This is a genomic window from Rhodococcus sp. NPDC047139, assembly GCF_040643435.1.
Taxonomy (GTDB): Bacteria; Actinomycetota; Actinomycetes; order Mycobacteriales; family Mycobacteriaceae; genus Rhodococcus.
The window spans coordinates 53,968-68,807 of record NZ_JBEYUH010000013.1 but is presented as its reverse complement, the minus strand read 5'-3'; the positions used below and the strand labels follow the sequence as shown (position 1 = coordinate 68,807).

Here is a 14,840-nt window from a genome sequence, read left to right as displayed (position 1 = left end):
TGCCCGACGTGACCGACGTACCCGCCCCGCGCCGCCGGGGCCGCCCCCGCGATGCCGACCTCGAGGACCGAGTGTTCGACGCCGTGCTCGAGGTGTACTCCGAGACGAGCTGGCGCGGTTTCACCCTGGACGCGGTAGGTCGCCGCGCCCGTGTGGGACGGGCCGCCCTCTACCGTCGCTGGGCCGACAAGGACGATCTGCTCGTCCAGGCGCTCGAAGCACGCAGCCCGCTGCCCATGCCGATCGACACGGGTGCTCTCCGATCGGATCTCGTCGAACTTGCCCGGCAACTGCTGCGCGGCTACCGGACCACCCCAGGACTGGTGAGTCTGCGCGTCGCACTGGACGCCCGCGCGAATCCGGAACTGCTCGCCCGGTTGACTCACACGCTCAACCGCAGCCGTGTGCTCGCGGCTCGCACGATCGTCCACCGCGCCGTCGAACGTGGTGAACTTCCTGCAGACACCTCGGCGACCCTCTTGCTCGAGATGGTCACCGGCACCGTGCTGAGCCATGCGCTGTTCGCACTGACCACCCCGGGCGAACACGTCGACGACGAGTACGCCGAACTCGTGGTCGATGCGACGATTCGCGCGCTGAGCGGGTCGTGAGCCCGTGACGCATGCGTTCTCCCGTGACCGAATCGCGACCGAGTGTGTCCTGGTAACGGTGTGATTCCGGCGGCTGATCCAGCTCATCCGGTCTAGCCTGGAAGCGAGTACTGGCAGGGGGTGGCAATGGGAGGCCGCGATGGATCTGCAGGCGGTAACGGAGATCACGAGGCTCAAGTACCGTTACGCGCGTGCACTCGACACGAAGGACTGGGACGAACTCGCGAACACCCTGATGCCGGACGCGCACGCGGTCTACGGGGAGCATCTCGTTTTCGATTCACGCGACGCCTTCATCGGTTTCCTGGAGAACACGCTGGGCACGCGCTTGGTCACAGAACACAGGTGTTCCCATCCTGAGATCGATATCGACGAGGACGGTCGCAACGCCACCGGGGTGTGGCTGTTGTCGGACACCGTGATCATCCCCGAGGACGGAATGTTGCTGCGGGGGTCGGCCCATTACCACGATCGGTACAGCTTGAACGAGGACGGACGCTGGCGCATCAGCCGGACCGGCTATCGTCGCAATTGGGAGACGGTCACCTGCATGGGAGACGCCCCCTCGTTGAGGCTGACCATCAACCCCTGGGCGCTACTGCAGCAACCGAGAGCCTCCTGAGGAATCCCGCGACGATGGTCACCGAGCACTCCGACGACTTTCCTCGCCCGGGGGCGCTGCCCTATCTCACCGTGCCGCGGGCGCACGACGCGATCGACTGGTACACGCGGGTCTTCGATGCTTCGCTGACCACCGAACCGGTCATGATGGACGACGGCCGTGTGGGGCATGCCGAGCTGCGGCTCCCCTCCGGGATGATCTACCTCGCAGAGGAATTCCCCGAGCTCGGACTCACCGCACCGCAGGAGGGGGCGGTTTCGGTGAGTCTGATGCTCGAGGTGGCGGACACCGATACCGTTCTCACCCGTGCCCGCCTGGCCGGGGGATCCGTCGAACGATGGATCAACGAGGCCCACGGCCATCGCAACGCCACCCTGCTCGACCCCTTCGGTCATCGCTGGATGCTCGTGGGCCCGTTGAACGGCAAGCTTCCGCCCTCCCCGGAGTGAGCTTCGTCGGTCCCTGCCGCTGTAGCATGCGGCGATGAGCGAGATCGCGCGTCGCAGCGAGTTCCCCGATCTTCGCGGCTGGATCCGCGCGCTTCCCGTCGTGGCTGTGCCCACCCCACGGTTCGAGCCGGCATCGACCCCGCAGGAGACCTTCGTCGAATGGCTCGCGGAGGCGGCCGACGCCGGGATCACCGAGCCGCATGCGGCAACGCTGTCGACCGTGGACCCATCGGGGATGCCCGATGCTCGCATGCTGCTGATCAAGGACGTCACCGACGAGGGGTGGTGGTTCTCCGGTGACGACCGTTCGCCGAAGGGACGCGATCTCGACGCGACGCCCGCCGCCGCGCTCACCGTGTACTGGCGCGAACTCGGCCGGCAGGTCCGCGTGCGCGGGCCCGTCGAGGTCGGCCCGCCCGAGATGTGCGCCCGCGACTTCCGGGAACGATCGGTATTCGCCCGCGCGGTCGCGTCCACGGGCAGGCAGAGTGAGGTTCTGTCCGACCCGGGCGAATACGACCGTCTCGTGAACGAACGCCTTGCCGCCCTCGAGCGCGATCCCGACCTCGTCTCGCCGCACTGGACCGCCTGGTGTGTCGCTGCCACGACGGTCGAATTCTGGCAGTCGGATCCCGGTCGACGGCATCTGCGCTACCGCTATCGCCGAGCGCAGGATCGCTGGTCCACCGAGGAACTCCACCCCTGATCTTCTCGCGCCGCGGGGATTCGCCGCATATGACCGGTAGGCTCCCCGCCGTGAAAGAGTCCTTCATCCGCACACGCGTCGCCAACGGAGTCGGCGAAGTGCAACTCGACCGGCCCGGTGCTCTCAACGCACTCGACCGGTCGATGATCCACGACGTCTATTCGTCGCTCCTCGCCTGGCGTGACGATCCGGCCGTCACGGCCGTTCTCGTCACCAGCACGTCCGATCGCGCATTCTGCGCGGGCGGCGACGTCAAACCGGTGCGGGAAGTCGCTCTCGACGGACGATTCGACACCGTCCGGGAGTACTTCGCCGACGAGTACCGGCTCGACGAACTCGTCGCTACCTACCCCAAGCCGTATCTCGCAGTACTCGACGGTGTCACGATGGGCGGCGGCCTGGGCATCTCGGTGCACGGCGCGGTGCGCGTCACCACCGAGAGGACGACGATGGCCATGCCGGAGACGGCCATCGGGTTCGTCCCCGACGTCGGGTCGAGTCATTTCCTCCCGCGTCTACGCGGCACCACGGCGCGCTGCGACGCCGTAGGAATGTATCTCGGGCTCACCGGCGCTCGTATCGATGCCGGAGACGCCCTGGCGGTCGGTCTGGCCACGCACTACGTGCCCAGCGCGCGCATCGACGACTTCTCCGACCGTATCCGCGCGGGTCAGTGGCACGAGGCACTCGACGAGTTCGTCGAACCGTCCCCCGAATCCTCTCTGGAGCAACGTTTCCCCGACATCGAGACGGTCTTCGGCGACGGGACGGTGCTCGATATGGTGGCCCGCCTCGACGAGCTTCCCGAGATCGACGCGAAGTGGGCCGAGCAGACCCGCACGGCAGTGCGATCGCTGTCGCCGACGAGCGTATGGGCGACCGCCGAACTGATGCGTCGTGGCGCCGAGAGCACCCTCGGCGAGTGTTTCGCCCGCGAACTCGACCTCGCCGTGCGTGTCGCCGCGAGCCCGGACTTCGCAGAAGGTGTACGTGCCGTCCTCGTCGACAAGACCCGCGATCCGAACTGGTCGCCGCCCGCCCTCGAAGACGTGGACCCGGCGGCGATAGCCGACCTCTTCGGGGACTGATCGCTCGCCCTGATGTGGAGGCAGCGGGGCCGAGCGAACCCGGTCTAGCGGGCGTGGCGCTGCGGCAACTGCAGGTCGACCACGATGGGCTGCCCGCCGAGGGTTGCGCGGATCTCGGGTTTCTCGAGCCCGCCCGCCAGCAGGTATTCGCCGAGCAGGGTGAGCAGTTCGTCGTTGTCGGCCATCGGGTCACCGTGCGCGCCTGCGGTGCGCGAGTCGCGCGAGGTCAGTTCGTTCTGCGCGAGTCGTGCGGCGATACGCACCGACGCGACGCCCATCGAGTTCCGCCGCGACGGTACCGGGCTCGGCATGGTGCTTGTGCCCAGGCTCTCGCTCGCCGTTGTCGCTGTGGTGATCGGCCCACTCGCGGAGCCGTTCGTACCGGTGCTGCTCACCAGGGTCGTTCCTTCCTCGGAATTGCCGGCGCCCACCCCGCCGGCCGGGTCACCTTCGAGCGACGATGAGTCCCCGATGCTCGCACGGTGTGTTCCGGGATCCGGCGTGCTCGTCAGCGGGGTACTGCTCGGAAGAGGAGTGCTCGGCAGCGGGTAGACGAAAGTGCCCGAGCGCTTTGCCCGCCCGGAACGCTTGCTCGCATCCGTCGTCCCACCGGACGACAGACCCTCACCGGCTGCGGCCGGCACGTCGTCGTTCATCGACACAGCTCCTGATTCCACCCGAATACGTCGGATCGACGGAAGGAAAAGTATCAGTAAAATCCGCTGGATGCACTACGCGGACGCCGCCGCCGGGATGGTTCAGTCGGTCGCGGCGACCAGGGGTTCGAGAGTGAGCTCCGGCAGCTCCTTGAGGATGTACTGCAACCGCCACTTGTCGCTGACGAGAGCGAGAAGTACACCGTCCGAGCGGGTGAACACCTCGACGCCACGCTGCCGGTTCAGCTCGTCGGCCGAGGCGGCGTCCGTGCGGCGCGCGAGCGAGTAGCCGAGAGGTTCGATCTTCGGGTCGACGTTGTACTCGGCCTTCATGCGCGCGGCGACCACCTCGAACTGCATCGGTCCCACGGCCGCCATCACCGGGGATGCGTCACCGCGGATGTCGTTGCGGAGGATCTGCACGACGCCCTCGGAGTCGAGCTGGTCCACGGCCCGCCGGAACTGTTTGTACTTCGAGGCGCTCTCGGCGCGCAGGATCGCGAAGTGCTCGGGAGCGAACGACGGGATCGGCGGGAACTCCACCTTCTTGTCGACGTAGAGAGTGTGGCCGGGTGCCAGAGCGGTGGCGTTGACGAGGCCGACGACGTCGCCGGGGTAGGCGTTCTCCACCGTGGAGCGTTCGCGGCCGAAGACGGTCAGCGCGTACTTGGTGGCGAAGGGTTTTCCGGTCTGGGCATGTGTGACGACCATGCCGCGCTCGAACACACCGGACACCACACGCATGAAGGCGAGCCGGTCGCGGTGGGCGGTGTCCATACCGGCCTGCACCTTGAAGACCACGGCGCTGAACGGATCGTCGACCTCGCGGGGGGTGCCGTCGACGGCGAGGCGGGCACGCGGTGGGGGCGCGAGGGTGACCAGCGTGTCGAGGATCTGCCGCACACCGAAGTTGAGCATCGCCGACGCGAAGATCACGGGCGATGTCTGTCCGGCGAGGAACAACTCCTGATCATGGTCCTGGCCGCTGGCGGAGAGCAGTTCGGATTCCTCGACCGCCTCGGCCCAGCTGTCGCCTTCGCGGTCGAATGCCTCGTCAGGGGTCAGATGTTCCTCGGGGGCGATCTTCGCCCCACCTGCGGTGCGGGTGAATTTGATGTACTCGAGCGCGGCACCGTCCTCGCCTCGGCGCAGCAGACCGCGGAAGTCGCCGGCGATGCCCACAGGCCAGAACAGGGGAGTCGGCGTGAGGCCGATGCGCTCGTCGATCTCGTCGAGCAGTTCGAGGGGGGTGCGGCCCGGACGGTCCCACTTGTTGATGACGGTGACCACGGGGATGCCCCGGTGACGACACACCTGGAACAGCTTGAGGGTCTGCGGTTCGAGACCCTTCGCCGCGTCGATGAGCATGACGGCGGCGTCGACCGCCGTGAGTACGCGATAGGTGTCCTCCGAGAAATCGGAGTGGCCGGGAGTGTCGACGAGGTTGACGACGTTGACGAACTCGGCCTCGGTGTTCGCGATGTCCGACCGTGTGTAGTTGAACTGCAGCGCCGTGGAGCTGACGGAGATGCCGCGGGCCTTCTCCATCTCCATCCAGTCCGAGACCGTCGACTTGCGTCCGGCCTTGCCGTGGACCGCGCCTGCCTCCGAGATCACCTTCGCGTGCAGGGCGAGCGCTTCGGTGAGTGTCGACTTACCGGCGTCGGGATGCGAGATGACGGCGAAGGTACGTCTGCGCTCGGCTTCGGCTCGGACCTCCTTCGCAGACGCAGGCTTCGTGGTGCCGGTGGATTGACTGTCGGCCGAAGCGTGCGGGGTGCTCAACGCGAAAAACCTCTCGAAGGGGGCAGGGAGTAGGGGCGCTATCGCCGCCAACTCGTCTATGTTACTCGGCGATTCGGTGTCGATTTCCGCCAGATTCGATCACGTTTCCCGGGTGCGACCCCACTCGGCCTTTTCACAGGCGCACGCTGGTGTGCAAGTGGAGATCTCGACAATCACCGGAGCGCGCGTCACCGGGGACGAGGGAGCGGGTCGTGAGCAGGTTCACCGAGGAGATGTACGCATCGGCTGATGCGGACACCGGGGCACTGGTCACCGGAGAACCGGACGCGCCGCTGCGGCAGAGTTGGGGACTGATCCACCGGCAGGCGCGGCGCATGGCCGGCGCCCTCGCCGCCGCAGGAATCGGACCGGGTGATGCCGTAGGCATCCTCGCGGGACAACCGGTGGACATCGCGCCGGTCTGCCAGGCGGTGTGGATGCGCGGGGGGAGCGTGACGATGCTGCACCAGCCCACCCCGCGCACCGACCTGCAATTGTGGTCACGCGGCACCGAGGTCGTCCTGCGGATGATCGATGCCCGCGCTGTCGTCCTCGGTGCCCCGTTCGAGATCGCGGAGCCCTTGCTCCGCGAACGCGGAATCCCCGTCGTCCCCGTGGAGCAGATGCGCGAGGGCGCACCCGTCGATCCCGTGGACACCGCGGAGTCGGACGTCGTGCTGCAGCAACTCACGTCCGGGTCGACCGGTTCGCCGAAGGCGGTGCGGATCACGCATGGCAACTTCTATGCCAATTCGGTGGCGATGATGGACCGCGTCAAGTTCTCGCTCGAAGACGACGTGATGGTCAGCTGGCTGCCCCTGTTCCACGACATGGGCATGGTGGCTTTCCTCAGCGTTCCCATGCAGGTGGGGGCCGAGGTCGTTTCCGTCACGCCGATCGACTTCCTGCGCTCGCCGATCCTGTGGGCGGAGCTGATCTCCAAGTATCGGGGAACGCTCACGGCAGCACCGAATTTCGCGTACTCACTGCTGGCGCGGAAGTTGTCGCAGGCACCGGACGGTGTGGTCGACCTGTCGTCGATGCGCTGGATGTGGAACGGTGCCGAGCCGGTCGACCCCGACACGATGGAGGCGCTCGCAGCGGCCGGAGAACGATTCGGTCTCGACCCCGCAGCCCTCGCGCCGTCCTACGGAATGGCCGAGACGACGCTCGCGGTTTCGGTTCCCGATCCGGGACGGGGGATGGTGCTCGACCTGGTGGACCCCGACCTGCTCGAGGGCGGTGGGATGGCCGTGCCGACCGGCCGTCCCCATGCTCGCCGGATGCCGACCCTCGGCCGTCTCGTGGCCGGTCTCGAGGGCCGCGTGGTCGACCGGGACGGGCAGGTACTGCGGCCCCGCGGGGTGGGCATCATCCAATTGCGCGGCGAGGCCGTCACGCACGGTTACCTCACGGTGGACGGGCCCCTTCCGGCGCAGGATTCCGAGGGCTGGCTCGACACCGGTGACGTGGGGTATTTCACCGAAGAGGGCCTTGTCGTGGTGTGCGGCCGGGTGAAGGACGTCATCATCATGGGTGGCCGGAACATCTATCCCACCGACATCGAACGAGCGGCCGGGACAGTCGACGGGGTGCGGCCCGGCAACTCCGTCGCGATCCGGCTCGACTCGGGGGAGAAGCGCGAATCGTTCGCGGTCGCCGTGGAGACCAAGCTCTTCGACGATCCGGAGCAGGTGCGTCGCATCGAACACGAGGTGGCGCACGCCGTGTTCACCGAGGTGGGCGTGCGGCCACGCACGGTGGCGGTACTCGGTCCCGGCAGTATCCCGAAGACCTCCTCGGGGAAGCTGCGCCGAGGCTCGTCGCTCGGGTTGTTGTCGCGCGGTTGAGTCCCGAACCGAACCACCGAGAACGCGAAACGCGTCAGTGGATGCGGTTCTGGGCGCCTTCGAGCCCGAGCTTCAGGAGCAGTTCGACAGCGTCGGCGCCTTCCTCACACCACACGTCGAGTTCCTTGCGTTCGGTGGCCGAGAACGGTTTGAGCACGAAGTCGGCGGGGTCCTGCCGCCCCGGAGGACGACCGATACCCATCCGCACCCGCAGGTAGTCCTTCGTACCGATCGCCGACGAGATCGACCGCAGACCGTTGTGGCCGTTCTCTCCGCCCCCGAGCTTGAGCCGGATCGTCCCGAAGTCCAGATCCAGTTCGTCGTGCACGACGATCACGTTCGCGGGATCGACCGAAAAGAACTTCGTCAGGGCGGCGACAGGCCCGCCGGACAGGTTCATGTAGGTGCGTGGTTCGGCGATGATCACCTGCCGCCCGTCGAGACGGGCCTGCACGATGTCGGCGTTGCTGCGCTTGTGTGCCGAGAACTTGCCACCGACGCGTCCGGCCAGCACGTCGGCAACCATGAATCCGATGTTGTGCCGGGTGTTCTCGTATTTCGGCCCGGGATTGCCGAGACCGACCACGAGTGCGGTGTCGTCACCCACCTGCAGAATCCTTCCGTGCATTCGAACGACGTGCGGCGCGCCACCCCGAAGGGATGACGCGCCGCACGAGTGACTTCAAGAGCCGGGAGGGGCTCAGGCCTCCTCGGCCTCTTCTTCGGCAACCTCTTCGTCCTCGGTACCGAGAGCGTCGGCCGAGGGAGCCTCGACGATGTTCACGAGCAGCAGCTCGGGATCGTCCTGCAGAGTCGCGCCGGAGGGCAGCTCGACGCCACCGGCCAGGATCTGGGTGCCGGCCTCGGCACCCTCGATCGAGACGGTGATCTCCTCGGGGATGTTCAGGGCATCGGCCTCGAGCTTGATGGTCGTGACCTCGTTGACCACCAGCGTGCCGGAGCCGGCCTCGCCGGAGAGGACGACGGGCACCTCGACGGTGACCTTCTCGCCCTTCTGCACGACGAGCAGGTCGGCGTGCTCGATGTAGCGACGGATCGGGTGGACGACGACCGACTTCGTCAGCGCGAGCTGCTCGTCGCCGTCGATGTCGAGGGTCAGGACGGCGTTGGTGCCGTGAGCACGCAGCACTGCTGCGAACTCGAGGTCGGGGAGGGCGAGGTGCCGGGGCTCGGTGCCGTGGCCGTAGAGGACGGCGGGGACCTGGCCGGCACGACGGGCGCGGCGTGCGGCACCCTTGCCGAACTCGGTGCGGACGCTGGCTACGAGACGATTCTCGTCGGACATGATGTGACGGCTCCTACGCTGGTGGCACTTCGTGGTCGGGTGTTCTCGAACGAACGGAACCGACACGGGCGACCGGGGAGCACATTGCTTCCGTCGCAGCCGCGTCGATCACGGTGATCCAGCGATATTGCGGTTCACCCTCGCCGAGACAACTCGAACCACTTTACCGGATGACGTCGCGCAGCGACAAACAGGTCTCGTGCGGTCTCACGACCGGGCGAGGTCGCGCACCGCGGCGAGAAACTTGTCGACGTCGTCGGGGGACACGAAATAGTGGGGCGACGCCCGCACCACCGACTGCAGATTCCGCGCGGTCATGTCGAGCAGTGTCGAACTGCGGTGGCTGACGGTCACGGTCACCGAACGCCCGGCCAGGGCGTCGCGGACGTCCTGGGGATCGTGGCCGTCCACGGTGAACGAGACGATGCCGCTGCGCTGCTCACCGAGATCGGTGACGGTGACGCCGTCGATGCCGGCGAGTCCGTCCCGCACCTGTCCGGCGCGATGGGCCACCGCTTCCGCTACGGCATCCACGCCCAGTTCGAGAAGATAGTCCACGGCCGCGCCCAGACCGAGGCGGGCTGCTACGTCGGTCTCCCACAATTCGAAACGCCGGGCGTCCGGGGCGAGTGCGTACGTCTGCGGCGACGTCCAGGTTGCACTGTGCAGGTCGAGCACGGTCGGTTCGAGAGCCGTGACCAGTCGCTCACGTATATGCAGGAAGCCGGTGCCCCGGGGGCCGCGCAACCACTTGCGACCGGTGCCCGACAGCGCGTCGACGTCGAGTTCGGGCACGCTCACCGGCAATTGCCCCACCGATTGGCACGCGTCGAGCAACACGAGCGCACCGACCGCGTGCGCGGCGTCGGCGACCTCCCGTACCGGGTTGAGCAATCCACCGTTGGTCGGGGCGTGGACGACGGACACCAGTCGCACTCGTTCGTCGAGCATCCTTTCGAGTGCCTCGACGTCGATGCGGCCGGACGAATCGGAGGGGATCGTCTCGACGACCGCACCGGTGGCCCGGGCGCGCTGGAGCGCGGCAATCGCGTTCGCCGCGTATTCGGCCTGTGAGAGCAGGATGCGGTCGCCGGGTCGCAGCGGAACGGCGTAGAAGAAGGACGTCCATGCCCGGGAGGCACTGTCGGTGAGCGCGATCGTCGTCTCGGGTACCCCGAACAGGCGACCCAACGACGTCTTCACGGCTGCGAGATCGTCCGCTCGCTCGTTCGCTGCGACGTAGCCCCCGACTTCCGCTTCGCGGCGCAGATGTCCGACCACCGTCTCGAGTACCGGCGTGGGTGGCAACGACGACCCCGCACTGTCGAGAAAGACCCTGTCCGAGCACCCGGGTGTGTCCCGGCGAACCGCCTGCAGGTCCGGCACCGGCCGCTCACCTCCTTCATCGTCCCGTGCGTCGGGTTCGAGACTGCCCCGCCGGCCGTGCTCGCGCACGCACCGATGCGTTATCCGCGCGTCGCGTCCCCGGCCGGGTTAGTCTCGACCGCAGACCTGGCTCGCTGCCGAGGGGGTGGAGCAATGGCGATGGCTGTCGATACCGCGGCGTCACGTGCCCGCAAAGGTCTCGGTTCACGCGCAGATGCCGAGGATCACGTCCGCAGGCGGGCTTTCCGGTTGGGAACTCCGAGGCTGATCGGGGTCGAACTCGAGTGGCTCACGGCTCGGGCGGACGGCACCGAGTCACGCCCGGAACTCACGAGCCTCGTCGATGCGCTCGGGCCGCACGCCCCCCGGACGGTGGCACCGGCGTCGTCTGCGCGTCCTCTGCCCTCGGGCAGTGTGGTGAGCCTCGAACCAGGTGGTCAGGTGGAGTTGTCGAGCGTGCCGTGCGTGTCGGCGCGACAGGTGTGCGATCGGCTCACGGCCGACCTCCGCATGCTCCGGGCACTGCTCGCCCGACGATCGGTGACCATGCTCGACCACGCCGCCGACGGGGTACGTCCTCCCCAGCGTCTGCTCCGCACCCCGCGCTACGGCGCGATGGAACTCCGCTACGACCGCATCGGCCCGATGGGCCGGTTGATGATGAACAGCACCGCATCGGTGCAGGTCTGTGTGGATGCGGGCGCCGACGATGCGGAGGTGCGGCGCCGCTGGGACCTGCTGCACGCCGTCGGACCGGCAATGATCGCCGCATTTGCGTGCTCTCCCCGGCTGCGGGGTGCTCCGGACGGCGATTGGGTGTCGCAGCGGATGCGTGCCTGGCTCGAACTCGACCCCGCCCTCACCCACGTTCCGGATCCCGCCGACTACCCGGCGTGGGTTCTCGACGCTCCGCTCATGTGCGTGCGCTCCGATCTGCCCGAATGGCACCCTCCGCCCGGAGCGACCTTCGCGGCCTGGCTCGCGGGTGAGCTCGACTCCGACATCCGCCGGCGCCCCACCGTCGACGACCTCGACTATCACATGACGACGCTGTTTCCTCCCGTCCGGCCGTGCGGGCATCTCGAAGTGCGGTATCTCGATGCCCAGCCGGGCGATTCGTGGCAGGTGCCCGTCGCGGCGTTCGAAGCGCTGCTCTCCGCACCCGACGTCTCAGCGGAGGCATGCGCGATCGTCGCCCCGGTGCGGGACATGTGGCGCGAATCGGCCCGTGTCGGCCTCGGTTCGTTCGAACTGCGGGCTGCCGCAGCGAGTCTGCTCTCGCTCGCGGCGGAGTCCTCGCGCGACATGCGATTCACCGCCGCACTCGACGCGGCGGCGGCGCGGTGCCTACGTGGCCTGGCTCCGGGTGAGGAGACGCGGTGACAGCGGTTCGTGCTGCGCTCAGGCGCCACCTCGAGCAGGCGCGTGCCCGCACCGAAGTCCTGACCGCGATACCGGAAGCCGAACTCGTCGCCCAGCATTCGCCGCTGATGAGCCCACTGGTGTGGGATCTCGCGCACATCGCGAATCAGGAGGAAAGGTGGCTCGTGCGGGTGGCGGGTCGTCGTGCAGCGGTGCGCGGCGACATCGACGATCTCTACGACGCCTTCCGGCATCCTCGCGCGAGCCGCACCGGGCTGCCGCTCCTCGATCCCGAGGCTGCTCGAGGATATGCGCGTGCCGTCCGCGAACTCACGTGGCAAGTGCTCGATCGAAGCGCATTCGACGACGAGCTGACCCGCGAAGGATTCGTCTTCGCGATGGTCGCGCAGCACGAACAGCAGCACGGCGAGACGATGCTCGCGACACACCAACTGCGCCAGGGTCCTCCCTTGCTCGACGCTCCGGAAGCGCCGCGCGTGGCCACGCCACCGGCTGTCGATCGGGTACGGATCTCCGCGGGCGAGTTCGAGATGGGGACGTCCACCGATCCGTGGGCGCTCGACAACGAACGGTCCGCCCACACGGTCTTCGTGCCCGAGTTCGAACTCGACACGGCGCCCGTCACGAACCGGTGCTATCTCGAGTTCGTCGAGGACGGCGGTTACGATCGGCGCGAACTGTGGAGCGAGGCGGGCTGGGCGCATCGCATCGAAGCCGGTCTCCAAGCTCCGCAGTTCTGGCACCGAGACCCCGAGAGTGGCTGGAAAAGAACAGCTTTCGGTAGAACGGCGCCGATCCACCCTGACGAGCCCGTGGTGCACGTGTGCTTCCACGAAGCCGAGGCGTTCGCGCGCTGGGCCGGTGGGCGCCTGCCGACCGAGATCGAATGGGAGAAGGCGGCGAGGTGGGATCCCGCGACCGGGCGCAGTCGACGATACCCTTGGGGCGACGAGGATCCCGGTCCCGAGCACGCCAATCTGGGTCAGCGCCATCTCGGTCCGGCCGTGGTCGGTGCCTACCCGTGCGGAGCCTCGCCCCTCGGAGTGCACCAACTGATCGGCGACGTGTGGGAATGGACCTCATCACCGTTCGTGGGCTACGCCGGCTTCCGGGCGTTTCCCTACCGTGAATACTCCGAGGTGTTCTTCGGCGACGGCCACCGAGTGCTGCGCGGAGGATCGTTCGGAACCGGCGATATCGCGTGCCGCGGAACCTTCCGTAACTGGGATCTACCCGTCCGCCGGCAGATCTTCGCCGGATTGCGCGTCGCATACGGGACGGGCGATGTGTAGACACCTCGCGTACATCGGACCCGAGACCGATATCGCCGCGCTGCTGTCGACCGGCACGAACTCGCTGATCCGTCAGTCCTGGGCGCCCACCGACATGCGTGGTGGAGGGACGATCAACGCCGACGGTTTCGGGGTGGGCTGGTGGACCGCGGACGGAGCCTTCGGTAGATACCGTTCGGCCTCGCCGATCTGGTCGGACCCCTTCGTCGGCGAAGGACTGGAGGCGGTGCGGGCGCGCACGGTGGTCGCGGCGGCCCGTTCGGCGACCGAGGGCATGCCGGTCGAACGATCGGCTGCGGCGCCCTTCACCGACGACCGCTGGGCTTTCAGCCTCAACGGTGTCGTGCGGGGATGGCCGGGCTCGCTCGTCACACTCGCCGGGACGCTGCCCGTCGCCGACCTGCTGCGACTCGAATCGCCCACCGACGCGGCCGCCGTGTGGCTGCTGCTCCAGTCGCGGCTGCGCTCGGCCGATCCGGAACCGGCATTGATCTCGCTCACCCACGACCTCCTGGCGCTCGCGCCCGGTTCGCGGCTGAACATGTTGCTCTGCAACGAGTCCGGGATCTGGGCTACGGCCTGGTACCACTCGTTGTGGACGTTCGTGGACGAACAGGTCGCGATCGTGGCCTCCGAACCGTTCGACGACGACAGTCGCTGGCAACCCGTACCCGACCGCCATCTCGCTGTCGCGGTGCCGGGCAAACTCATCGTCTCACCATTGGAGGTCGGCTCACCGTGATCGTCGACGTGCATCTGCGCCCCGAAGACCTCGACGACAAGCTGCGCGAGGACGCCCGGCGCGGACTCACGTCCGAGCCGAAGTATCTGTCGCCCACCTGGCTCTACGACGCACGAGGCAGCGAACTGTTCGTGGAGATCACGCGCCTTCCGGAGTACTACCCGACGCGCACCGAGTTCGCCTTGCTGAGGCAGCACGCCGCCGATTTCGCAGACTCCGTCCGTCCCGAGATGCTCGTGGAACTCGGCTCCGGCGCGTCGGAGAAGACCCGCGTGCTGCTCGACGCTCTCGTGCCGTATCTCCGTACATATGTACCGCAGGACGTCTCCGAACCGGCCCTGCGCTCGGCCGTCACCAGGTTGTCGGCCGAATATCCGGCCCTGTCGGTGCACGGCGTGGTCGGCGACTTCACCGATTCGCTCGCGCACCTTCCGTCCGGAGGCACCCGTGCGATCGCCTTCCTCGGTGGCACGATCGGCAACCTCGTCCCGGCCGACCGCGCGGAGTTCCTCACGGGGACGGCCGGGATCCTCCGGCCCGGTGAATGGCTCCTGCTCGGGGCCGGCCTCGTCACCGACCTCGATGCCCTGCTCGCCGCCTACGACGACGCGGCCGGAGTGACCGCGGAATTCGACCGGAACGTCCTCCGGGTCCTCAACGACCGTCTCGGTGCCGATTTCGATCCCGACAGGTTCGTGCACCGCGCCGTCTGGGACGCCGAGAACGAGTGGATCGAGATGCGTCTCGAGGCGACCGAGGCGATGGACGTCCGCATTCCGGGTCTCGACCTCGAGATCTCCTTCGGCGAAGGGGAACAGATCCGCACCGAGATCTCCGCCAAGTTCCGGCTCGCGGGGCTCAGGCAGGAACTCGCCGACGCCGGATTCGTCGTCCGGCACGAATGGGTGGACCCGGAAGCACGGTTCGTTCTGCTCGCCGCCGAGCGTAGGTGAGATCCTCCGGA

Annotated in this window: 15 protein-coding genes; 10 read left to right on the top strand and 5 right to left on the bottom strand. The window is 67.7% G+C overall.

Features of this window, described 5'->3' with window-relative positions; genetic code table 11:
* The first annotated feature begins 8 nt into the window (after positions 1-8).
* From ABZ789_RS16820 to ABZ789_RS16800, 5 genes are all read left to right on the top strand, one after another.
* A complete protein-coding gene (locus ABZ789_RS16820) occupies positions 9-611 on the top strand; it encodes a TetR/AcrR family transcriptional regulator (protein ID WP_358425697.1) in 603 nt (200 codons plus the stop codon).
* 139 nt (positions 612-750) lie between these two features.
* The gene (locus tag ABZ789_RS16815; protein WP_358425694.1) at positions 751-1,233 is read left to right on the top strand and encodes a nuclear transport factor 2 family protein; all 483 of its coding nucleotides are present in this window, start codon (positions 751-753) and stop codon (positions 1,231-1,233) included.
* Positions 1,234-1,247: 14 nt separating this feature from the next.
* Positions 1,248-1,682: a VOC family protein gene (locus ABZ789_RS16810; protein WP_358425691.1), complete on the top strand. Its 435-nt coding sequence runs from the start codon at positions 1,248-1,250 to the stop codon at positions 1,680-1,682.
* 34 nt (positions 1,683-1,716) lie between these two features.
* Positions 1,717-2,388 (top strand): pyridoxal 5'-phosphate synthase, encoded by a 672-nt coding sequence (locus ABZ789_RS16805; protein ID WP_358425688.1) that lies wholly within the window; start codon positions 1,717-1,719, stop codon positions 2,386-2,388.
* A gap of 50 nt (positions 2,389-2,438) precedes the next feature.
* The gene (locus ABZ789_RS16800; RefSeq protein ID WP_358425685.1) at positions 2,439-3,476 is read left to right on the top strand and encodes an enoyl-CoA hydratase/isomerase family protein; all 1,038 of its coding nucleotides are present in this window, start codon (positions 2,439-2,441) and stop codon (positions 3,474-3,476) included.
* A 44-nt stretch (positions 3,477-3,520) separates the two neighbouring features.
* On the opposite strand, the gene ABZ789_RS16795 is transcribed toward ABZ789_RS16800, so the two are convergent.
* Both ABZ789_RS16795 and ABZ789_RS16790 read right to left on the bottom strand, forming a co-directional pair.
* Positions 3,521-4,138, bottom strand: a complete 618-nt coding sequence (locus ABZ789_RS16795) for a hypothetical protein (RefSeq protein WP_358425682.1) — start codon at positions 4,136-4,138, stop codon at positions 3,521-3,523.
* A gap of 96 nt (positions 4,139-4,234) precedes the next feature.
* Positions 4,235-5,917 (bottom strand): peptide chain release factor 3, encoded by a 1,683-nt coding sequence (locus ABZ789_RS16790; protein ID WP_358425679.1) that lies wholly within the window; start codon positions 5,915-5,917, stop codon positions 4,235-4,237.
* A 212-nt stretch (positions 5,918-6,129) separates the two neighbouring features.
* Here ABZ789_RS16790 and ABZ789_RS16785 point away from each other — a divergent pair, with 212 nt between their 5' ends.
* A complete protein-coding gene (locus ABZ789_RS16785; RefSeq protein WP_358425676.1) occupies positions 6,130-7,767 on the top strand; it encodes a fatty acyl-AMP ligase in 1,638 nt (545 codons plus the stop codon).
* 34 nt (positions 7,768-7,801) lie between these two features.
* Here ABZ789_RS16785 and pth read toward each other — a convergent pair whose 3' ends face one another.
* From pth to ABZ789_RS16770, 3 genes are all read right to left on the bottom strand, one after another.
* The gene (gene pth, locus ABZ789_RS16780) at positions 7,802-8,374 is read right to left on the bottom strand and encodes an aminoacyl-tRNA hydrolase (RefSeq protein WP_358425673.1); all 573 of its coding nucleotides are present in this window, start codon (positions 8,372-8,374) and stop codon (positions 7,802-7,804) included.
* Positions 8,375-8,467: 93 nt separating this feature from the next.
* Positions 8,468-9,073: a 50S ribosomal protein L25/general stress protein Ctc gene (locus tag ABZ789_RS16775; protein ID WP_358425670.1), complete on the bottom strand. Its 606-nt coding sequence runs from the start codon at positions 9,071-9,073 to the stop codon at positions 8,468-8,470.
* Between the two features lie 207 nt (positions 9,074-9,280).
* On the bottom strand, positions 9,281-10,459 hold the full coding sequence (locus ABZ789_RS16770) for an aminotransferase class V-fold PLP-dependent enzyme (protein ID WP_358425667.1): 1,179 nt from the start codon (positions 10,457-10,459) through the stop codon (positions 9,281-9,283).
* A 153-nt stretch (positions 10,460-10,612) separates the two neighbouring features.
* On the opposite strand from ABZ789_RS16770, the gene egtA reads away from it, so the two are divergent.
* Genes egtA through egtD form a run of 4 tightly spaced genes read left to right on the top strand, consistent with a single transcriptional unit; the run spans position 10,613 to position 14,829 of the window.
* On the top strand, positions 10,613-11,842 hold the full coding sequence (egtA, locus tag ABZ789_RS16765; protein ID WP_358425664.1) for an ergothioneine biosynthesis glutamate--cysteine ligase EgtA: 1,230 nt from the start codon (positions 10,613-10,615) through the stop codon (positions 11,840-11,842).
* Positions 11,839-13,134, top strand: a complete 1,296-nt coding sequence (gene egtB / locus ABZ789_RS16760; RefSeq protein ID WP_358425662.1) for an ergothioneine biosynthesis protein EgtB — start codon at positions 11,839-11,841, stop codon at positions 13,132-13,134. The genes egtA and egtB overlap by 4 nt, the downstream gene beginning before the upstream one ends.
* Complete coding sequence (egtC, locus tag ABZ789_RS16755; RefSeq protein WP_358425659.1) at positions 13,127-13,876, top strand: ergothioneine biosynthesis protein EgtC; 750 nt, start codon at positions 13,127-13,129, stop codon at positions 13,874-13,876. Before egtB ends, egtC begins: the two co-directional genes overlap by 8 nt.
* Positions 13,873-14,829 (top strand): L-histidine N(alpha)-methyltransferase, encoded by a 957-nt coding sequence (gene egtD, locus ABZ789_RS16750; protein WP_358425656.1) that lies wholly within the window; start codon positions 13,873-13,875, stop codon positions 14,827-14,829. Before egtC ends, egtD begins: the two co-directional genes overlap by 4 nt.
* Positions 14,830-14,840 lie beyond the last annotated feature (11 nt).